The sequence below is a fragment of the Histophilus somni genome, assembly GCF_014202395.1.
GTDB classification, from domain to species: Bacteria; Pseudomonadota; Gammaproteobacteria; order Enterobacterales; family Pasteurellaceae; genus Histophilus; species Histophilus somni.
The window spans coordinates 55,073-76,582 of sequence record NZ_JACHGQ010000007.1 but is presented as its reverse complement, the minus strand read 5'-3'; the positions used below and the strand labels follow the sequence as shown (position 1 = coordinate 76,582).

The 21,510-nt window shown below is 36.8% G+C and carries 21 protein-coding genes and 1 pseudogene; 8 read left to right on the top strand and 14 right to left on the bottom strand.

All coding sequences use genetic code 11. The features are described 5' to 3' along the window. Nucleotides 1–32 precede the first annotated feature (32 nt). Both recJ and dsbC read right to left on the bottom strand, forming a co-directional pair. A complete protein-coding gene (recJ, locus tag HNR69_RS05970; RefSeq protein ID WP_075294465.1) occupies nucleotides 33–1,754 on the bottom strand; it encodes a single-stranded-DNA-specific exonuclease RecJ in 1,722 nt (573 codons plus the stop codon). Further along, nucleotides 1,747–2,445 (bottom strand): bifunctional protein-disulfide isomerase/oxidoreductase DsbC, encoded by a 699-nt coding sequence (gene dsbC, locus HNR69_RS05965; RefSeq protein ID WP_075294464.1) that lies wholly within the window; start codon nucleotides 2,443–2,445, stop codon nucleotides 1,747–1,749. The genes recJ and dsbC overlap by 8 nt, the downstream gene beginning before the upstream one ends. 130 nt (nucleotides 2,446–2,575) lie before the next feature. Between dsbC and prfB the strand changes: the two genes are divergently transcribed. Both prfB and lysS read left to right on the top strand, forming a co-directional pair. Further along, nucleotides 2,576–3,674, top strand: a protein-coding gene (gene prfB / locus HNR69_RS05960; RefSeq protein ID WP_135026534.1) for a peptide chain release factor 2 whose coding sequence is annotated in 2 segments (ribosomal slippage) — nucleotides 2,576–2,650 and nucleotides 2,652–3,674 — 1,098 coding nt in all. Because the reading frame shifts where the segments join, the coding sequence is not laid out codon by codon here. 76 nt (nucleotides 3,675–3,750) lie between these two features. After that, nucleotides 3,751–5,259 (top strand): lysine--tRNA ligase, encoded by a 1,509-nt coding sequence (gene lysS / locus HNR69_RS05955; RefSeq protein WP_075294463.1) that lies wholly within the window; start codon nucleotides 3,751–3,753, stop codon nucleotides 5,257–5,259. Between the two features lie 48 nt (nucleotides 5,260–5,307). On the opposite strand, the gene HNR69_RS05950 is transcribed toward lysS, so the two are convergent. Genes HNR69_RS05950 through HNR69_RS09590 form a run of 3 tightly spaced genes read right to left on the bottom strand, consistent with a single transcriptional unit; the run spans nucleotide 5,308 to nucleotide 6,746 of the window. Then, nucleotides 5,308–5,538 carry a zinc ribbon domain-containing protein gene (locus HNR69_RS05950; protein ID WP_012341357.1) on the bottom strand — a complete coding sequence of 77 codons (231 nt, stop codon included), beginning with the start codon at nucleotides 5,536–5,538 and terminating at the stop codon, nucleotides 5,308–5,310. 9 nt (nucleotides 5,539–5,547) lie between these two features. Beyond that, entirely contained in the window at nucleotides 5,548–6,645 is a 1,098-nt protein-coding gene (locus tag HNR69_RS05945) for a Bcr/CflA family multidrug efflux MFS transporter (RefSeq protein WP_247618153.1), read from the bottom strand. Next, nucleotides 6,588–6,746 carry a hypothetical protein gene (locus HNR69_RS09590; protein WP_247618152.1) on the bottom strand — a complete coding sequence of 53 codons (159 nt, stop codon included), beginning with the start codon at nucleotides 6,744–6,746 and terminating at the stop codon, nucleotides 6,588–6,590. The genes HNR69_RS05945 and HNR69_RS09590 overlap by 58 nt, the downstream gene beginning before the upstream one ends. Before the next feature lie 442 nt (nucleotides 6,747–7,188). On the opposite strand from HNR69_RS09590, the gene HNR69_RS05940 reads away from it, so the two are divergent. From HNR69_RS05940 to HNR69_RS05930, 3 genes are all read left to right on the top strand, one after another. Beyond that, a complete protein-coding gene (locus HNR69_RS05940) occupies nucleotides 7,189–7,758 on the top strand; it encodes an acetate uptake transporter (RefSeq protein ID WP_075294462.1) in 570 nt (189 codons plus the stop codon). Nucleotides 7,759–8,086: 328 nt separating this feature from the next. Beyond that, complete coding sequence (locus HNR69_RS05935; RefSeq protein ID WP_075294461.1) at nucleotides 8,087–8,692, top strand: outer membrane beta-barrel protein; 606 nt, start codon at nucleotides 8,087–8,089, stop codon at nucleotides 8,690–8,692. Nucleotides 8,693–8,713: 21 nt separating this feature from the next. After that, a complete protein-coding gene (locus tag HNR69_RS05930) occupies nucleotides 8,714–9,157 on the top strand; it encodes a DUF2846 domain-containing protein (RefSeq protein ID WP_075294460.1) in 444 nt (147 codons plus the stop codon). Between the two features lie 140 nt (nucleotides 9,158–9,297). On the opposite strand, the gene paeA is transcribed toward HNR69_RS05930, so the two are convergent. The 7 genes from paeA to HNR69_RS05895 form a co-directional block, all read right to left on the bottom strand. After that, complete coding sequence (paeA, locus tag HNR69_RS05925; RefSeq protein ID WP_011609634.1) at nucleotides 9,298–10,587, bottom strand: polyamine export protein PaeA; 1,290 nt, start codon at nucleotides 10,585–10,587, stop codon at nucleotides 9,298–9,300. Nucleotides 10,588–10,647: 60 nt separating this feature from the next. Then, nucleotides 10,648–11,175, bottom strand: a complete 528-nt coding sequence (locus HNR69_RS05920) for a DUF1523 family protein (RefSeq protein WP_012341351.1) — start codon at nucleotides 11,173–11,175, stop codon at nucleotides 10,648–10,650. Between the two features lie 27 nt (nucleotides 11,176–11,202). Continuing rightward, nucleotides 11,203–11,985, bottom strand: a complete 783-nt coding sequence (locus HNR69_RS05915; protein WP_075294459.1) for a TatD family hydrolase — start codon at nucleotides 11,983–11,985, stop codon at nucleotides 11,203–11,205. 8 nt (nucleotides 11,986–11,993) lie between these two features. Next, entirely contained in the window at nucleotides 11,994–12,983 is a 990-nt protein-coding gene (locus HNR69_RS05910) for a DNA polymerase III subunit delta' (RefSeq protein ID WP_075294458.1), read from the bottom strand. Further along, nucleotides 12,976–13,608, bottom strand: a complete 633-nt coding sequence (tmk, locus tag HNR69_RS05905) for a dTMP kinase (protein ID WP_075294457.1) — start codon at nucleotides 13,606–13,608, stop codon at nucleotides 12,976–12,978. Before tmk ends, HNR69_RS05910 begins: the two co-directional genes overlap by 8 nt. A 9-nt stretch (nucleotides 13,609–13,617) precedes the next feature. Continuing rightward, nucleotides 13,618–14,658 (bottom strand): endolytic transglycosylase MltG, encoded by a 1,041-nt coding sequence (mltG, locus tag HNR69_RS05900; protein ID WP_075294456.1) that lies wholly within the window; start codon nucleotides 14,656–14,658, stop codon nucleotides 13,618–13,620. A gap of 131 nt (nucleotides 14,659–14,789) precedes the next feature. Then, nucleotides 14,790–15,602 carry a Cof-type HAD-IIB family hydrolase gene (locus HNR69_RS05895; RefSeq protein WP_012341346.1) on the bottom strand — a complete coding sequence of 271 codons (813 nt, stop codon included), beginning with the start codon at nucleotides 15,600–15,602 and terminating at the stop codon, nucleotides 14,790–14,792. Nucleotides 15,603–15,748: 146 nt separating this feature from the next. Here HNR69_RS05895 and HNR69_RS05890 point away from each other — a divergent pair, with 146 nt between their 5' ends. Beyond that, nucleotides 15,749–16,447, top strand: coding sequence for a ComF family protein (locus HNR69_RS05890; protein WP_075294454.1), 699 nt, complete (start codon nucleotides 15,749–15,751; stop codon nucleotides 16,445–16,447). Nucleotides 16,448–16,539: 92 nt separating this feature from the next. Continuing rightward, a complete protein-coding gene (nfuA, locus tag HNR69_RS05885) occupies nucleotides 16,540–17,121 on the top strand; it encodes a Fe-S biogenesis protein NfuA (protein ID WP_011609642.1) in 582 nt (193 codons plus the stop codon). 37 nt (nucleotides 17,122–17,158) lie between these two features. On the opposite strand, the gene brnQ is transcribed toward nfuA, so the two are convergent. After that, nucleotides 17,159–18,475: a branched-chain amino acid transport system II carrier protein gene (gene brnQ / locus HNR69_RS05880; protein ID WP_075294453.1), complete on the bottom strand. Its 1,317-nt coding sequence runs from the start codon at nucleotides 18,473–18,475 to the stop codon at nucleotides 17,159–17,161. A gap of 188 nt (nucleotides 18,476–18,663) precedes the next feature. Further along, nucleotides 18,664–20,845: pseudogene (locus HNR69_RS05875) on the bottom strand (Tex family protein); the annotation flags it as partial. Nucleotides 20,846–21,024: 179 nt separating this feature from the next. Between HNR69_RS05875 and greB the strand changes: the two are divergent. Continuing rightward, nucleotides 21,025–21,501 (top strand): transcription elongation factor GreB, encoded by a 477-nt coding sequence (gene greB, locus HNR69_RS05870; RefSeq protein WP_011609645.1) that lies wholly within the window; start codon nucleotides 21,025–21,027, stop codon nucleotides 21,499–21,501. The last annotated feature ends 9 nt before the right edge of the window (nucleotides 21,502–21,510 follow it).

The window sequence follows — 21,510 nt, the reverse complement described above, 5'->3', positions numbered from 1 at the left end:
ACATTATTATGTACCAGTGCCGAAAAATAAATTTAATGATCTAAAGGTTCAATATAATCTACCAACAACTGAACATGACGATTTCCACGAAACTCATTACTATCTAATTTATAAGCTATTCTTGCATGTTTTATCGAAAAATCAGGGTAGTAATCCTTATCAATATTAAATGCAATAGCATCCAACAGCGGACCTCCTTGTTTAGGCTCAACAAGCATTTTTAAATGTTTTTCACCCACAATACTCTGGCGTAAAATTGTAAATTCACCATCAAAACACGGCTCTGGAAAACCTTGCCCCCAAGGACCTGCTTGACGCAGTAATTCCGCTGTCTCCAAATTTAAAAACGCGGGTGCTAATTGACCATCAGTCCAAATAATACCTTGTAATTGTTCTTCTTTTAACCATTCAGTCACAGTTTGAATAAAGGCTTGTTGAAATTGTGTAAACAATTCCTCACGAATACTCAAACCAGCAGCCATCGCATGACCACCAAATTTTAAAATCATATCCGGATAGCGAGAATGAATACGCTCTAACACATCACGCATATGTAAACCTTCAATAGATCGTGCTGAACCTTTTAAAATTCCGACTTGATCCTGAGCAAACGCAATGGTCGGTCGATGAAATTTATCTTTAATTCGAGAAGCCAAAATACCAAGTACACCTTGATGCCAATCAACCTGATATAGTACGATGCCCAGCGGTAATTGCTTAGAAAGTGCGGTCAAATTCCGACAAATTTCTAACGCTTCCTGTTTCATACCTTGCTCAATTTCTTTACGAGCCTGATTCAAACTATCTAATTCAAAAGCTAATTGACGAGCATGTTGCATATCATCGGCCAATAATAACTCCACACCAACAGACATATTGTCCAAACGCCCGGCAGCATTCAATCTTGGACCAATAGAAAAGCCTAAATCAGAAGCGGTCAATCGACTCATATTACGATTTGCAATTTCCGCCAAAGCACGAATACCGGGACGACAACGCTCAGCTCGAATTCTGGCTAAACCTTGATAAGCTAAAATACGATTATTTTGATCAAGCGGTACTACATCGGAAATTGTACCAAGGGCAACTAAATCTAATAACTCTGTAAAATTCGGTTGGGTTTGCGTAGTAAAAATCCCTAAATCACGTAATTTTGCACGCAATGCCAGCATGACATAAAAAGCGACACCGACACCAGCAAGAAATTTTGAAGGAAAATTACATTGTGTAAGATTTGGATTAACAATAGCATGGGCTGGAGGCAATATTTCCGGCGGTAAGTGGTGATCTGTAATCAACACTTGCACTCCCGCATTTTTTAAAAACACAACACCATCAAAAGAAGATACCCCATTATCTACTGTAATCAATAACTCAACATTTTTTTCTAATGCTAATTTCGCTACTTCCACGCTTAAACCGTAACCTTGCTCAAAGCGATTAGGTACTAAATAATCTACATCTGTGAACCCAAGTTGACGAAGAGCCAAAACAATGAGTGCTGTGCTGGTTGCTCCGTCAACATCAAAATCACCGACAATAACAATCTTTTGTTGTTTTTCTCTCGCTGTTACCAATAAATCCACCGCACTTCCAATACCATGTAGCAAATCAGGTGCCAACATAGATTTCAAAGTGCGGTCTAATTGTTGAGGATTTTTAATTTGACGTGCACGGTAAATTCGGTCCAATAAAGGATGTTCACAAACTTGAACATCTATCGCAACATCACGTCGTTTAATAAACTTATTCACGAATATCTTCTAATACTTGCAACAATTTTTTAGGCTCTACATAACCGCCAATCACTTCGCCGCTTTCAGTTATAATACTTGGTGTGCCACTAACTCCAAATTGAATACCAAGCTCATAATGTTTCTGAATCATATTTGGAATTTTCAGCTCTTTCGGTAAATTGCCCTTTTCTGCTTCATCTAAAGCGAAAACAGGATCTCGAGATGTCCAAATCGCCTCCATTTGTTTTGCTGTATTGCTATTTAGACCGGCACGTGGAAAAGCTAAATAACGAACAGTAATACCTAACTCATTATATTCTTTAATTTTTTGATGTAATAAATGACAATAATGACAAGTAATGTCCATGAATACGGTAATAACATATTTTTCCTTCTTCGCTGGATAAACTATCATCTCATTTTTTAAGTTATTCAGTTTTACCAATAAAGATTTTGTCGTTAAATTCACAATACCTTTGTCAGTAATTTCATACAAAGCACCATGTAAAACATATTTACCATCTTCCGAAACATACAGAGTACCTTCACGGGTCAAAACACTCTTTATATTTTTAATGGGAGACTCCATAATTTCTACATCAGTCATACCTAATTTTTGTAAATTTTTGCGAATTGTGACATTATTATCATCTGCCTTTACAAAAGTTGACATCAACATGGCTAAACTTACCATTAAAAATTTTTTCATTTTAAGTTCCTAATTTTCAGTAAAAAACGGACGAAATTCTAACATAAATCCTTTGAACAATCTAATCTGCAACTACCCAACATCAGCAAAATAGCTTATAATTCAGCACTTGTTATCATTGGGAAAAGCTATGTTTGAAATTAATCCGATAAAAAATAAATTAATCGATCTCACTGAGCGTACAAATATGCTTAGGGGGTATCTTTGACTTTGATACAAAAGTTGAACGTTTAGAAGAAGTAAATGCAGAACTTGAACAACCGGATATTTGGAATGAACCGGAAAAAGCTCAATCGCTAGGCAAAGAGCGGGCTAATTTAGAGCTTGTTGTTAATACAATAAAAACCCTTGAGCAAGGTTTGGAAGATGTCGATGGCTTACTGGAACTTTCTGTAGAAGCGGAAGATGAAACAACGTTTAATGAAGCTGTCGCAGAAGCGGAAGAATTGGAAAAAAAACTTGCCACCCTTGAGTTCCGCCGTATGTTCAGCGGACAACATGATAACTGTGATTGTTATGTTGACCTACAAGCAGGCTCCGGCGGAACAGAAGCTCAGGATTGGACAGAAATGCTATTGCGTATGTATTTACGTTGGGCAGAAAGCAAGGGCTTTAAAACCGAACTAGTTGAAGTTTCCAGTGGCGATGTTGCAGGCTTGAAATCTGCCACTATTCGTATTGCAGGCGAATATGCTTTCGGTTGGTTAAGAACAGAAACAGGTATTCATCGATTAGTACGTAAAAGTCCATTTGATTCCAATAATCGTCGCCATACTTCTTTCGCCGCTGCCTTCGTTTATCCTGAAATTGATGATGATATTGAAATAGAAATCAATCCTGCAGATTTACGTATTGATGTTTATCGTGCATCAGGTGCCGGCGGACAACACGTTAATAAAACAGAAAGTGCGGTGCGTATTACTCATATTCCTAGCGGTATTGTGGTGCAATGCCAAAATGGACGATCTCAACATCAGAATAAAGATCAAGCCATGAAGCAGCTAAAAGCAAAACTGTACGAAATGGAAATGATGAAAAAAAATGCTGATAAACAAGCCATGGAAGACAATAAATCTGATATCGGCTGGGGTAGTCAAATCCGCTCCTATGTGCTGGATGATTCCCGTATTAAAGATTTGCGAACAGGTGTTGAAAATCGCAATACTCAAGCTGTATTGGACGGCGATTTGGATCGTTTTATTGAAGCCAGCTTAAAAGCCGGACTATAAAGAGCGGTCAAAAACCACAATATTTTATTCAAATGACAAATTTATTCTAAAAGTGACTTTCCAAGAGGAGTACATAATGACAGAAATAATTCAAGAATTGGATCTCAATGGCGAAATGTTGGTTCGTCGTGAAAAATTAGCTGCGTTAAGAGCAAAAGGCAACGCCTTTCCAAATACATTCCGTCGCAATGCTTTAGCACAGGACTTACATACACAATATGATGAAATTGAAAGTGAGAGCTTAAAAACACAGGGAATTGAAGTAAAAGTGGCGGGGCGTATTATGACTCGTCGTGTCATGGGTAAAGCAACCTTTATCACATTGCAAGACATGAGCGGAAAAATTCAACTTTATGTTGCTCGTGATAACCTAGCTGAAGGTGTTTATACTGATGATGTGGGCAATTGGGATTTAGGGGATATTGTTGGTGTAAAAGGTACTTTATTTAAAACTAAAACCAATGAGTTGACAATACGTGCAACGGAAGTTCACTTATTAACTAAAGCATTACGCCCGCTTCCTAATAAATTTCATGGACTGAGCGATCAAGAAACTCGTTACCGTCAACGCTACTTAGATTTAATTGCTAATGAAGATTCACGCCGCACTTTTATTATTCGATCTAAAGTAATCGCAGGCATTCGTGAATATTTCATTTCCAAGGGATTTATGGAAGTAGAAACCCCTATGTTACAAATTATTCCTGGCGGTGCATCTGCACGTCCATTTATTACTCATCACAATGCGTTAGATGTGGATATGTATTTACGTATTGCACCTGAACTTTATTTAAAACGTTTGGTAGTTGGCGGTTTTGAACGTGTATTCGAGTTAAATCGTAACTTCCGCAATGAAGGTGTTTCTGTTCGCCATAACCCTGAATTTACAATGTTGGAATACTACCAAGCCTATGCGGATTACCACGATTTAATGGACAATACAGAAGAACTTTTACGCAAATTAGCACTGGATATTTTAGGTACGACTATTGTTCCTTACGGCGATTTAAAATTCGATTTCGGCAAACCGTTTGAACGTATTACCATGCACGAGGCAATCTTAAAATACGGTGCCGAGCAAGGTATTGTGAAAGAAGATTTATACGATTTCGATCGTGCTGTTGCAGTAGCACAAAAATTGGGTATCGAAGTACAAAAATCCTGGGGGCTAGGTAGCTTAGTCAATGCAATTTTTGAAGAAGTTGCTGAACATCATTTAATTCAACCAACTTTCTTAATGGCTCATCCGGCAGAAATCTCCCCTTTAGCACGCCGCAATGATGAAAATCCTGACGTAACAGACCGCTTTGAATTATTTATCGGAGGACGTGAGATCGGTAACGGTTTCTCAGAATTAAATGATGCAGAAGATCAAAATGAGCGTTTTGATGCACAGGTTGCAGCAAAAGAAGCTGGTGACGATGAAGCTATGTTTAAAGATGAAGATTTTGTTACCGCACTTGAGCATGGATTGCCACCAACGGCTGGTGAGGGTTTAGGAATTGATCGTCTAGCGATGTTATTTGCCAACGCTAACTCAATTCGTGATGTGATTTTATTTCCAGCAATGAAAACAAAAAGTTAAACCATACAAAAAGCCCCTTATTACAGGGGCTTGAATATCTTTTAACGACTAATTACTTAACCAACCGACTATCCCAATCACTATAGAAAACACCGCCAACCAAAATAAATGGATTTTAATGCTTGCTCGGTTAATCTCCTGATTATACTGACAATGTTTTTTTAGTTTTTCACGATATAGCATCAAATTTTCTTCTTGTAACGAAAAACCGCAATGTGGACAACTTATCGCACACTCACTGATTTTACGCCGACACTCAGGGCAAGGTTGCAATGCCATGATCTTCCTTTATTTTTTTAAATGACGGTAAGTTAAAAAATAATAGCAACTTACCGCAAGCAAAGAACAAATCGTCATTGTTAAAAGCATTGGTGCTGCCGTTTTCATTTCAAATAAAGCAACAATTGTCCCCACTATTGCCCCCATACCGAAACGCACACTTCCAACCATAGAATTCGATGTTCCTGCCATAGTTGGAAATTTCTCTAAAATAGATGTCATGGCATTCGAACTGATTAATGGATTTTGCCCTACAAAAAAAGCAACACCAATTGCCATAGACCAAAAACCTAAATCAAAAAACGCAACGAATGCTAACCAAAGACCGGCGATAAATTGCACCATCAAACCAACCTGTAGCATACGTTCAGCACCCACTTTAAACACCAATCGCCCATTCATAAAGGAGGCAATAATCATAACCCCAATATTTAACATAAAGAAATAACCAAAATTTTCAACGGCTATACCATAAAGTCCGATATAAACGATTGAACCTGCTGTCACAAAAGCAAATAACCCGCCAAAACCAAAAGCAGACATAAACATATAACCCAGTACTTCTTTCTGTTTCCACAGAGAAAAAAAGTTACGTGCGATAATATTCAATCTGAGAGGAATGCGATTTTCTTTTTTATGAGTTTCCGGAATAACATAAAAAACCAATACCGCACTTAGCATTCCCATTGCCGAGATAACATAAAAAATTGCATGCCAATGGAAAAAACGCATCAAATTACCGCCAATAATTGGAGCGAGTAATGGAGCAATCATAAACACTAAAGTAATCATCGATAGCATTCGAGAAAGCTCATTTTTGCTAAACAAATCTCGTAATAGCGCACCGGATAAAACCACAGGTGCCGCACCAAAAAAGCCTTGAATAAAACGAAGTGCGGTGAAATTTTGAATATTATTAATACCGGTTAAAATAAATGCTGTAATAGTCGCAACAATCACACCTAATAAAATAACCGGTTTACGTCCGTAACTATCTCCCACAGGTCCCCAAAATAATTGCCCCGCTGCCAAACCATAAGTAAAAAAAGTCAAAGTATGTGCACTTGCTCTGGGCTTACTTTCAAATCTTGTGCAATATTTAAAAATGCCGGCAAATACATATCCACTCCAAGTGGAGGTAACATTGATAAAATGCCTAAGGTTAAAATAAAAACAAAACTAGCGTTTTGCTTAGATTGAGTATTCAACAAATTTTCCTTTTAAAAACAATTACTTTCTTCTGTTAGAAAACGAAATCCGTTTTATTCTAACTCCCCTCTAATGTCGAGCTTACCTGTGTCCAATGATGTGCTCCAGCAACTTTAGGCGTAAAAACGAGAAACTGACGTTTAACTTGATGATAACATTTCTTGCCAATCCTTAAACTCACATGCTTGTGATTTAACATTTCGCATTTTGCAGACTAAGTGGCGACTAAACGCTCATCGTATTTTACCCTTAAAACTCAGCTGAACGTATTTTACATCTAAATAACAATAGCGAAAAACAAAAAATAATTAATTTTCTAGCTACTTTCCCAATTTCATTGTTCTTATCCTAGCGTTTTTCATACCAATCTTTATTTATTCAATAAAATCATAGATAATAACGCCTTTTTTATTTATCAAATTAATTTAAGGGCAAAATATAATGTCGACAACAAAAGATAACTTAGCGAATCCGGCACCATTGGGCTTATGTGGATTTGCATTAACAACTTGGTTATTAAGTTTAATCAATAACGGTATGTTCAGCGGTGAAAATTTAGGTTTAGTATTAGCCATGGGATTTGCGTTCGGTGGTACAGCCCAAATGATCGCCGGTATGTTTGAATACAAAAAAGGTAATACTTTCGGTTTTACTGCGTTTACCAGCTATGGTGCCTTTTGGTGGAGTTTTGCCTTATTCAAAGTATTTTTCTCACAAGGTGTCACATCATCTTTTGTAGGCTGGTACTTAGCGGCGTGGGGAACATTCACATTGATGATGTTTATCGGCACATTAGCAAAAACTCGTGCATTACAGGCTATTTTCTTAGCGTTAACCATCACCTTCTACTTACTTGCTACAGGCGATTTTACCGGTAATCACAACTTTAGCCAACTAGGTGGAAACTTTGGTTTATTGACCGCACTTTTAGCGTTCTATCTCGCTGCCGCTGATATTATCAATGAAAGTTTTGGTAAAACCATATTACCAATTGGTGAACCTAAATTATAATTCTTAATAGAAAATACCAGCTACAACATCGCAGAAATATGAATATTCTTTTTAAGTAACTGATATAGAAAAAGAGCGGTACGAATTTTTAAAATTTACACCGCTCTTTTCGTTTAAATACTTTCAGACAATATGTAGATAATTTTTTCATTTCCTCTTTTTAGACTGTTTTTCTACTTATTAGACTAATAATGTCTTATTTGTCTATGGTACTCATAATATACCTATGTAGAATATATCTTTGAAAATTAAGATCTTAGGACTTAGTTTTCTCTTAACAATAAAATAGTTTCAAATTTAACTTAATCTTTATTAAGAGGGTTTATTTATGAAAAAAATATCTATCGCTGCAACGGTATTATTATCTTGCATGGCAAGTGGTGCAATGGCACAAGATACTTTCACTGGCTTTTTTATGGGTGGAGAAGTTCATCATTCAAAACATGGTTATAAGGGTACGCTTTATAACGCAGCAAAAAACGAAGCCCAAAAAAAATCAGGAAAAATAGGCTTTGGTTTATTCGGTGGTTACGGCTTTAATTTTGGTGACAGTAATTTTGTAGGTCAGGCAGAAGTAAAATTACGTACCGGCGGTTCAAAAATCACTTCTAATAACGAACTACTATCCAAAGAAAAATTTTCTTTCAGTGTTGGCTATCTTCAAGGCTATCGCATTAGTAACAATTTCATGCCGTATCTTAAAGTGAGTTTAAATAGTCATTTTTATGATCTTAATGCCAATAAAATTTGTGATAGTTGCACCATAAAAGGAAACTCTGTTGTCGGTATTGGTGCTGCTGTAGGGGTAAAATATGCCGTAACGGATAAATTTGATGTGGGTGTTGAATATCAAAAAGTCTTCCTCCGCAATATAGAAGGCGATATTCGCTTCAAGCCACAAAGCTTGTCATTGAGTGCAAGTTATTACTTCTAAGTCGTATGGGCTAGACATCAAATGAAATTTTTTTCAACTCTCTTGCTGGCAATCACTTTGGGACTTACCGGTTGTGCCAGAACGGTGATGGATACCCCTGAAAATGATGCTTTGGCTAAACAGTTTTTGCTTCCATCAAAGGATGAATCAGGGATTTATATTTATCGTGATTCAATATTTGGAGCTGCGTTGAAGAAGAATCTTTATATCGATGGCAAACTTATTGGTGAATCCGCACCCAAAACATATTTTTACAAGCGTGTAATCCCGGGTAATCATAGGCTCTCAACAGAATCAGAGTTTAGTGATAATCACCTTGATATTACGACAGATGGCGGAAAAAATTATTTTATTCGCCAATATATTAAACCCGGTGCATTTGTTGGCGGAGCCAATCTTAAACAAGTCGATGAAGATAAAGGGAAGGCGACTATCCTAAAATTAAAACGTGCACTTGCTCAATAAGCGGAACAAAAAAGCAATCTTCGGATTGCTTTTTATCTCTTTTACATAACCTTCTATTTTTATAAGAAAAATCCCATTAATTGCATTTGACTGATAATATCTAAAAAAAGCGAAGATGTGGTTTACTCTCTTTTGAATCTCTAAATATCCTTTCTTAAGGATACCATCAACTGATCAATCTTAAAATTCTCGGTATCAATAATCTCAAATTTATATCTATCATATAATACGAAATCTGTTTTTTTCGGAATTTTACGTAGCATATACATCATAAATCCCCCTATGGTTTCGTAATTTTCTTCATCCGGAAACTCATTAATTTCCAATGCCCGTGCTACATCCTCTAAGGGAGTTGCACCATCAATCAACCAAGATGTTTCATCACGGCGAACAATTTGTTCTTCCTCATTAGAAACTAATTCGCCCATTACAATACTCATTACATCATTTAAAGTTACAATCCCCACAACAAGAGCATATTCATTTACAATAACAGCAAAATCTTCACCGGAAGACTTGAACAACTCCAATACTTCATATAAGGAAAGCGTATCAGGAATAAATAATGCCTTTCGTAAAATTCTAGGCTCGGTTAAAGAAACTTGTTGTTCTTGCAAATATAAAGTTAATAAATTATGACTTTCCACATAACCCAAAATTTTATCTAAACCGTGATCACAAATAAGTAGTTTTGAATGTGGATTATTTTTAATTGTGGTGATGACTTGCTCACGCTCAAAAGAGCGGTCTAAAAACACAATATTTTCACGAGTCGTCATAGTTGACGTAACTGTACGCTCTTGCATTTCAAAAATATTTTCAATCAGATAATGCTCTTGTGCTTTTAATACGCCTGCTTCAGCACCGGCATCTACAATTGCAACAATATCCGCTGGCGTCATACTCTCTTCCCGCATGGTAGAAATTCCCAATAAGCGAAAAATTCCGTTCGCAATAGTATCAAAAATTAAGACCACTGGTTTAAAAATAACAATGCAAAAAGACATTATTCCTACTGTTGACAATGCTACTTTTTCCGGACTTGTCATCGCTAAACGTTTGGGCATTAAATCAGCGAAGAGAACAAAAGAAACAGTGACAATAATAAAAGCCAGCCAAGAAGCTGCACTTTCTACCCAAAAAGATTGCGTATAAGCACTTAAAATCTCCTGTAAAAAAGGGCGAATGGCACTTTCACCCACAATCCCTCCAAAAATTGCCACCATGTTTAGTCCAATTTGGACAACTGTGATAAAACGTCCCGGTTGCTCTTGTAATTTTAATACTTGCACAGCTCGTTTATCACCCTCATTCGCTAACATTTGCAATTTCAATTTACGTGAACCGGCTAACGAAATTTCAGCGGAAGAAACGACCGCACTAATAATAATTAAGCCAATAATGACTAATATTGCCTGTAATAAACTCATAATATTCAATGCCTAACAAAGTAGCTTCTGATGAGAATAGAAGCATATCAAACCAAAAAGTTAGTCTTCACTATCAAACCAACCACGCACAAATTGGATAGAGAAAAATAACGTAATCAATAAAAATGCGTAAAAAACATAAGCTAAAATGGAATGAGAAGCTTCTGTATCCGCACTCACCTCTTTGACTGACACTGCATTACGGAATTCATCAAACATAACCAAACGCCAACCATAATACTTAATTTCCACTAACTTATGATCCACTGAAAAACTTTGGGCTTTTGCCTGTAAATCGGCGGAACCGAATTTAAAATAAAATGGAAAACTCCAACGTGTATCTTCATTACGATACACCATCACGTTTTCCTCATTCGGTTTTTGCGTGTAAATATAATACACATCACGAGTCGGACCGTCAGCCGGATTAGCTTTAGTAATAGGTCCATCTTTATCAACTCTCTTTACTTCTACACCGGTAACTTTGGTAACATCATAATGTGGCGTAACATAATGCACCACAGAAAATAAAAAAACATGGAATAAGAATAGTAACCCCAACACTACCTTTTTAAATATTTTTCTCATAAATAACTCCCCCTGTAAATTGTTGCTTTATTGTACATTAATCTTAAATAAACGCTCAAAATTTTGCGTAGTAATTTGTGCAAAGTCTTCCGCTGATAATCCCTTCAATGTTGCAACATATTCACAAACTTCACGTGTATAAGCCGGCTGATTTTGTTTACCTCGATACGGGACTGGTGCTAAATAAGGGCTATCAGTTTCCACTAACAAACGCTCTAATGGTACTTGACGTACTACATCACGTAACTCTTGTGCATTTTTAAAGGTAATAATACCTGAAATCGAAATATAAAACCCTAAATCAAGTGCTTGTTTTGCCATTCCCCAATTTTCTGTAAAACAATGTAAAACACCACCGCACTTTTGTGCATTATTTTCTCGCAAAATGGCAATGGTATCGTCTCGGGCGGATCGAGTGTGTACAATCACGGGCTTACTCAGTTGATTTGCAATCTCTATTTGTTGTGCAAAAACAGATTGCTGCAAAGATTTATTTTCAATGCTGTAATAATAATCCAATCCGGTTTCGCCTATCGCAACTACCTTTTCATCTTGTGCCAACCTCAATAAACGCTGATAATCAAAAGGTTCTTCCGCCAAATCCAAAGGATGAACACCACAAGCGAGGGAAACTTCCTTAAATAAGGCTAATTGTGCATAAGCCTGCTCAAAACGCTTCAAAGTTACCCCTACTGCCAATAAATGTTTAACATCACGCTGTTTTGCTTTATCCACCACATCGGCAATATCTGTATGTAAGTTTTCATAATCCAAGGCATCAAGATGACAATGACTATCCACAATAAACATTTCTTTTCCTATTCTTTCCTTTCAAATACATCGGTTACCAAACGAGTCAATCCCTCTAATAAAATTAACTCTTGGTTAACCCCATTGATTTGCGTTAGATTCAAACGCATTTTTTGGATAATTTGAATTGCTTTTAACAACTCTTCCACATTTTGCTTTTCATTAAATTGCAAAATGCCACGAGCTAAATCTTGGCTGATCCAACCTTGCCGAACACCTAATTTTTCTTTGAGTGCATCATGTAAAAATGCACTCATCCAGTCCAGTTGTAATAAAACATTTTCTTTCGTAAAGTGCGGTAATAACTCCAAGGGAGAACGTCGAATATAAAACAACCAAAACTGACGTAAAAATGTCGTTCGTTGTTCTAATAACCCCTTTTCCAAACAATCCAATGCCAGCAATGGACGATTATAATTAATACAAAGTGCGGTTTGTAAATCTGCGATTTTTTCCTGACGCTGCTGTTGCAACCATACAAGACCTTGTTGCTCTGTTGGCGTATTAATAACCCAAGCTTGACAACGACTATAAATTGTCGCTAACAACCCAGCCGAAAAGTCCATTTGTAATAAAAAATAAGTATGCGGTCTAGGCTCTTCCAACGTTTTTAGTAACGCATTCGCCGCACTTTCAGTTAAACGTTCAGCTTGACTAATAAACACAACTTTATTTCCGCCTTGTTTTGCAAACTGACTAACTTTTTCATTCATTTCTCGCACTTGCTCGACACCAATATCCTTATTGTCAAGAGATTCAAGTCGATAAAAATCAGGATGATTTCCTGCTCTGAATAATGCACAACTTTGGCATTGTCGGCAAGATTGTAGGGCATCTTTTTGCCGGCACATTAACCAACCTGCGATATTTTCAATCAATTGCTCGATACCTATTCCTTGTTCAGCTTTAAATAACAAAGCATGATGCCCTTTCTCTTGTAAAAAAGGTTGGATAATTCGTTGATAATAAGGTTGTAACCAAGGATATAAATTACACATTTTCTTCAATAAATTTTTGCACAGCTTTACGAATATCTTGCTGCACAAGCTCAATAGGTTGCCCCGCATTAATTAGCACTGCATTAGGATCTTGTTGCACTAACTGTAAATACCTTGCTCGAGTACGGTGAAAAAAATCTAAATTTTGTTGTTCAATACGATCTAATTCCCCTCTTCCTTTTGCTCTTGCTAAACCAATTTCTGGTTCAATATCAAGATACAACGTAAAATCGGGCTTAAAATCGCCCAACACAGCATTTTTTAACGTTGTCATCAAATGCCGATCCAAACCTCGACCGCCTCCTTGATAAGCCTGTGAAGATAAATCATGACGATCTCCCACTACCCATTTGCCTCTTGCTAAAGCCGGCTTTATAACATTCTCTACGAGCTGAACTCGAGCAGCATACAACATGAGCAATTCTGCTTTAGCCGTGACAAGTTCCTCGGCTTCATGTTTAATAAGATAACGTAATTTTTCCGCTAAAGGCGTTCCGCCAGGCTCCCGAGTAAAAACAACTTCATGAATACCAAACTCCTTCAATGTATTTACCACAACTTGATGTGTACTACTTTTACCTGCACCTTCTAAGCCTTCAATAACAATAAACTTTCCTGTTTTCATTTTATTTCACTATTTTGATTGAGAACGGTACCAACGCAAATATTCTTGCACAGCACGGTTATGTTCTGCCAATGTTTTACTAAACTTGTGTCCACCGCTTCCATCTGCGACAAAATATAAATAATCATGCTGTTCCGGTTTAGCAACAGCCTGTAAACTTTCCTCGCTTACCATAGCAATCGGCGTCGGCGGTAAACCATCAATCACATAGGTATTATAAGGGGTTGGTGTCAATAAATCTTTTTTCCGAATATTACCTTTATAATCATCACCCATACCATAGATCACCGTTGGATCTGTTTGTAATTTCATTTGCTTATTTAAACGATTCACAAAAACACCCGCTACTTTCGCTCTCTCCTCAGTCAATGCTGTTTCCTTTTCCACAATAGAAGCAAGAATTAACATTTCATAGGGATTTTTCAATGGCAAATTTACATTTCTTTGTTGCCAAGCTCGCTCCAACGCTTTTATGGTACGGGAAGCCGCACGTTTTAACAGTGCCAAATCGCTAGAGTTAGGCGTGTAACTATAAGTATCCGGATATAACCAACCATCAATCGTTTTCCATTCATAAACAGCTTTTGAATAAGCCGGTAACTCCAGCAAAGTAAAAATCTCTTTCTCCGATTTTCCTTGTAATGTTTGCCGCAAGTGCGGTGCATTTTCTAAAATTTTACGCCAAGTTTTAAAACGTTGCCCTTCAATCAATTGCAAATTAAATTGCACCTCTTTGCCCTGATTAAGTACATCAAGAAGATCTTGAATATTTTCTACATTAACGAGGGAATAAGTACCGGCTTTAATTTTATTCAATTCGGGTTTTAATTTAAGCAGCCAAGGCAACCATTTCCCATTTTCGATTAACCCTTCATTTTCTAATAATATTGCCAATTTATTGCCGGTCGTTCCTCGCACAACAGTTAAAAGTTGCTCTTCTTTGACTTTAACAGGTTGTTTTACAAAGTCAGTTATTTGCCAATATGCCCAAAAAACGCTACCGCCTGCACCACACAAAAACAACAATACAATGAATAAAATTTTCTTCATAAACACTCATCATCAACCTAAAAGGGCAATAAGTTTATCATAGCTAATAGAAAAGTGCGGTGAATTCTTACTGAGGATAATGATGCCGAGAAAATAAAAAGCGACCTATAAGTTATTTAACCTTGTTAAAATTACACCAAACCAACTTTATGTAAAAAATTATAAATGCCATTTTCTTCAATATGATCAGTAACATAATTCGCTTGTTGTTTTAACAATTCATGACCATTTCCCATAGCAACGCCAACACCGACCGCACTTAGCATTTCTATGTCATTAAGCCCATCACCAAATGCCATCACATTTTCCATATTCAACCCTAAATGCTCAACAACAACTTGGATTCCCCGTGCTTTTGAACCGTCTTTATCAAATATATCCACTGAATTAGGATGCCAACGCACTGTTTTTAACCCTTCTAAAATATTAGATTGAGCAATTAATTCATCGTAGCTTTTATCCTCATAGAATGACAAAATTTGTAATACATCATGCCGTTCAAAATAACGAGGATCTACTTGATAATTCGTACTAATTGGATTAAAAGCATCAGTGAGTATTGGATTGAGGCTGGAAATTTTAATCTCGGTGTTCGCTACTTGAACATAATCAATGCCATATTGATCAAAAAACTCAACCAGTTTGTACAATTTATTTTTGTCAATTGCATAACGAGCTAATGTCCGCCCCTGATACTCAACATGTTGCCCATTGGCAGTAACAAAAATATCAATCCCTAATTCATCAATCATTTGATTGATTTTGGCAGGAAAAGTACAGCGTGCACGCCCTGTCGCAATACCTACCAAAACACCTTTTTCACGCAAAGATTTTAATGCAAAATAAGTGCTTGCCGGTAAATGATCTTTTTCTTTTGAAAATAAGGTTTCGTCAATATCAAAAAATACCATGCTAATTTTTTCACGATAGTCAGTTAAAGACATAAATTTTCCTTCATAAAATGATTAGTTTAGCTTGGCTAATTCTAGCATTTTTGTGATTAAGATCGAGAAATTATCCCTAATCTTTTGATCTATATTTTCCTGAATGGAATACTGCACTTTTTTCCACTCTGGAGGTTATAACTTAAGTGAACTGGTTTAATTTTAGCTGTGTCCATTGTCAAAAACCGTTAAATTTTGCACACCGTTATTTGTGTTATCAATGTGATAAGCAAATTTCTCGCTTAAATTATTGTGGACGTTGTGGTGCTGTTTTATCAAAAAATCAAGCCTTTAGAGGGCAGATGTTTTGCGGTAATTGTGCAAAACAACCACCGAATTGGCAACAAATGGTAGTCATTGGACGCTACCAACCACCTTTATCCACACTTATTCATCAATTCAAATTTCAAAATCGCTATTATTTAGACCGCACTTTGGCACAGTTAATGTTGTTAGCAATTTACGATGCAAGAAGAGAGTATTTATTCAGTTTGCCTGAAGTCATCATTCCTGTTCCGTTACATCATTTTCGTCAATGGTACAGGGGGTATAATCAAGCGTACTTAATTGCTAAACAACTTTCACGCCAACTTTCGATTCCACTGGATAATAAACTGGTTGTCCGCCAAAAATACACAAAAATGCAACGAGGACTAAATGAAAAAGCAAGACGATCTAATTTACACAACGCTTTTAGCGTGAATATTAAGCGAGCAAAACAATATCATTCCATCGCTTTAATTGATGATGTTATTACAACAGGCTCAACATTAAATGAAATAGCAAAACTATTAAAACAAGCAGGAATTAACGTTATTCATGTATGGGGACTGGCAAAAACTTAACATAAAAACTAAGTAATATTACTGGAAAAAAGAGCGGTCTAGGAGTATCATTCCTGATAATTTTACTCAAGTATTGCTAGGAATATTAATTTATGCAAATTACCATTTCAGAGGCTGCACAAGCACATTTTCGTCGTCTTTTAGATCAACAAGAAGAAGGTACAAATATCCGAATTTTTGTCGTTAATCCAGGCTCTCCTAATGCAGAATGCGGTGTGTCTTATTGCCCTAAAAATGCCGTAGAAACAACAGATCATGAAATAAAATACAGTGAGTTTTCTGCTTTCATAGATGAAGTCAGTTTCCCTTTTTTAGAAGATGCTGAAATTGATTATATAACTGAAGAAATGGGGTCTCAATTAACCTTAAAAGCACCTAATGCTAAAATGCGTAAAGTAGCTGATGATGCACCATTGATTGAACGTGTGGAATATGCTATCCAAACGCAAATCAATCCTCAATTGGCAGGACATGGCGGGCATATTACCTTGATTGAAATTACCAAAGATGGCAAGGCTATTTTACAATTTGGCGGGGGGTGTAATGGCTGTTCAATGGTAGATGTCACCCTAAAAGACGGCATTGAAAAACAATTATTAGCAATGTTTGCCGATGAATTGACAGGTGTAAAAGACGTAACTGAACACCAGCGGGGTGAACACTCTTACTACTAGAAAATAAGGGCATTGAATATGCCCTCATTTTTATATCTTATCTTTTTAACACTGATTTTTCTTTACTGAAGAATATGTGTAAAAAACATCCTAAAATAAATCCAACCAATGCAAAAGGTAGCCATTCCATAGAGTAAGGTTTTAGTGGAAGTTGCTCGATAAACTCAATTTTTCCAACCCCAAATACCGATAAAACAGACACGACAGTCACCAATCCTAAAGATAAGCGATGAGCTAAAATTGGCGTCGGGAAAATAATATTAACAAAAAGCAACAAAATCACTGTCATTGCAATAGGATAAAGGATTAGCAATACAGGTAATGATAAACTAATAACTTCTTTTAAGCCTAAATTTGCAATTACAAAACTCACTAAACAAAATAAAACAACATAGGTTTTGTAAGAAATCTTCGGATAAATCTCATTAAAATATTCGCTCACAGCAACCGCTAATCCTACCGCAGTTGTTAAACAAGCAAGAGAAACGATAATTCCTAACAACGTACGACCTAACTCACCAAAAGCTAATGTAGTTACATCGTTTAGAATGTAAGTACCAAGGTCTTGTTTTTTCGCTTGCAAATCAGCTAATACATCCGCATTAATTGAAATATTGTTACCAATCCATCCTAATGCTACATAAATTAAACCCAAGGCAATGGCAGCAATAAATGCAGCAAAAATTGTTTGCTGTTTTAATGAAACACTTAGGTCGGTTTTATTTCGTATAGCATTTAACACAACCACAGAAAAAGCAACGGATGCTAGGGCATCCATAGTAAAGTAGCCCTCAATCACGCCATTAAAAAAGCTACCTGATGTATTCACCGTTACACTTGGAATATCATGTCCGCTTAATAAAAAAACAGAACGGATAACTAATGCGATAATCGCTACCAATAAAATAGGCGTTAAAATAGAGCCGATACGATCGACTAATTTCGTCGGATTTAAACTTAGCCATAAAGTCAATGAAAAATAGACCGCAAAGAATACCAGTTTAGAAATTGATGTTGCTTCCCCCATAAAAGGTAGAATCACAAATTCGTAAGCTGTTGCACCGGTTCTTGGTCCGGCAAAAAAAGGGCCGATAGATAAATAAATCGCAATTAAAAAAATTAATGAAAATGCAGGATGAATTTGTTTAAGTGCCTCTTTGTATCCCCCATTATAAAATGCACTAACAACGATGCCCAATAGCGGTAAGCCAACCCCTGTTAATACAAAGCCTAAAATAGAAGGAATAAATTCAGATCCGCTATCAAATCCCAACTTGGGAGGAAAAATTAAGTTCCCTGCACCAAAAAAGATAGCAAACAGCATAAAGCCTACAAAAAAAGTGTTTTTATTCATATAAAATTTCCTGTGTTATACAATTAAACCCATCATAACTTAATACCCAAATACCCTGTACTAAAACTATTTTTTCCAATTTTTTAACGCATCGGCAAACGCATTTCCCATAACATTATTGCTACTTTTCCGATTTTTATTCACTTCTTTTACATGGACTGAGGTCGTTTTGACTGAAGTGCGGTCGGTTTTGGGCGGATTCTCATCTAAACGCATGGTTAGTCCAATACGCTTACGGGCAACATCAACTTCCAACACTTTGACTTTCACAATATCGCCTGTTTTCACAACTTCATGAGGGTTCTCCACAAATTTGTCGGAAAGAGATGAAATATGAACTAAACCGTCTTGATGCACACCGATATCAACAAATGCCCCAAAATTCGTTACGTTAGTTACAGATCCTTCTAAAATCATACCTGCTTTTAAGTCAGTGATTTCTTCAACACCGTCCATAAATACTGCCGTTTTAAATTGACCTCGAGGATCCCTTCCGGGTTTTTCCAACTCTTTGAAAATGTCTAAAACTGTTGGCATTCCAAATTGCTCATCAGTAAATTGTTTTGCATCTAATTGTCGAACAGCACTCACATTTCCCATTAAATCTTGAATAGATTTTTCCGTAGCCTGTAAAATCTTTTCAACAACAGGATAAGCCTCAGGGTGAACACCGGAGGCATCAAGCGGATTTTTACCTTGTGCAATACGCATAAAACCGGCACATTGTTCAAAGGCTTTGGGACCCAAACGCGGTACTTTTTTTAACTGATTACGGCTTTCAAAACGCCCATTTTCATCACGATATGCCACAATATTTTGTGCAAGATGTTTAGTCATACCCGCAACTCTAGCAAGTAAAGGTGCTGATGCCGTATTTAAATCAACCCCAACGGCATTTACACAATCTTCTACTACCGCATCTAGCTTACGAGCAAGCTGAGTTTGGTTTACATCATGTTGATATTGCCCAACGCCAATTGCTTTCGGTTCAATTTTCACTAACTCCGCCAGTGGATCTTGTAAACGGCGAGCAATAGAAACTGCACCTCGCAAAGACACATCCAGTTCAGGAAACTCTTGTGCCGCCAATTCTGATGCGGAATAAACAGATGCACCTGCTTCACTGACCACAACTGTTTGTGGTTTATTTTGCTCAATTTTCTTAATAACATCTTTAGCAAATCGTTCAGTTTCTCTTGAAGCTGTGCCGTTACCAATGGCAATTAACTCAACATTATGTTGCTTAATTAATTGATAAATAACTGACATTGCCGTATTCATTTGTCCGGTATGTGGATAAACTATCTCTGTTGCCACTAATTTTCCCGTATTATCAACAACAGCGACTTTTACACCTGTCCTTAAACCGGGATCTAGCCCCATAGTATTTTTCGCTCCGGCAGGTGCTGCCATTAATAATGAAGTTAGATTTTGGGCAAAAACATCAATTGCCTCATCTTCAGCTTTCTCACGTAAACTGCTCATCAGTTCAGTTTCAAGATGTAAAGAGATTTTAATCCGCCAAGTCCACGAGATAACCTGCTCACGCCACTTATCCGCTGGTTGCTGAGTTAAATGAATACCCAAATGCTCTCGAATAATTTCTTCACAATAACTATGACGAACACCTTCTTCTTGCTCAGGATCCGCATTCAACCTTAATTGCAAAAAGCCTTCATTACGCCCTCGGAACATAGCTAAAGCACGATGAGAAGGAACATTGCGGAGTAATTCCTGATGTTCAAAATAATCTCGGAACTTTTCTCCCTCAGCCTCTTTGCCTTCTAAAACATTGGAAACCAGTACCGCACTTTTCTGTAAATATTGGCGGATTTTCGCTAACAATTGTGCATCTTCGGCAAAACGCTCCATTAAAATATAACGAGCACCATCAAGCACAGATTTTATATCCGCAAACCCTTGTTCCGCATTGATATAATCTGCCGCAACGATTTCCGGTTCATTCTCAGGTGCATTCCAAAGCAAATCAGCTAAAGGTTCAATTCCTGCCTCAATTGCGATTTGCCCTTTCGTGCGACGTTTCGGTTTATACGGTAAATAAAGATCTTCTAATTCAGTTTTACTTTGCGTTTGTTCAATTTGACTACGCAATTCATCTGTCAATTTCCCTTGTTCTTCAATAGAGTTGAGAATCGTTTGGCGACGATCTTCTAACTCACGTAAATAAATTAAACGTGTTTCAAAATGACGTAATTGGGTATCATCTAATCCACCGGTCATTTCTTTACGATAACGAGCAATGAAAGGAATTGTATTGCCATCATCTAATAATTGGATAGCCGATAAAATTTGACTTGGCAGAACAGTTAGTTCTTTCGCAATAATACCGGCGATTTGTTGATTTAACATCTTGTCTCTATTTCTATTATATTCTGTTTAAAAAATTCGCGGTAGCATACTGAGTTTAACGTAATAGTTCAAACAATTATTGGAAAAAATTGTAAAATTAACTGTAATTTTAACTATTCTTCACATATTTATTATTGATCTTATGTTACAATTTTGCTCTCTTTGAAAGGAAAGATACAATGCCTAAATCTAATTATATCACTCGTTCCGGCTGGAATATTCTAGATCAAGAGCTAAAATATTTATGGAAAGACGAACGACCTAAAATCACGCAAGCTGTTTCCGATGCAGCCGCCTTGGGTGATCGTAGTGAAAATGCAGAATATATTTACGGCAAGCGTCGTTTAAGAGAAATTGATCGCCGAGTTCGTTTTCTAATGAAACGTTTGGAAGTATTGCAAATCGTGGACTATAACCCAAAGCAAGAAGGTAAAGTCTTTTTTGGTGCATGGGTTGCCTTAGAAGATGAGCAAGGAGAGGAAAAACAATATCGCATTGTAGGTTGTGATGAATTTGATCCCGCAAAGAATTGGATCTCCATTGATAGCCCTGTAGCACGAGCATTAATTGGCAAAGAAGTCGATGACGAAATCAAAGTAGCCACTCCCTCAGGTATAGTTTCTTTGTACATAAATAAAATTTGGTATGAAAAATAAGAGATAAAA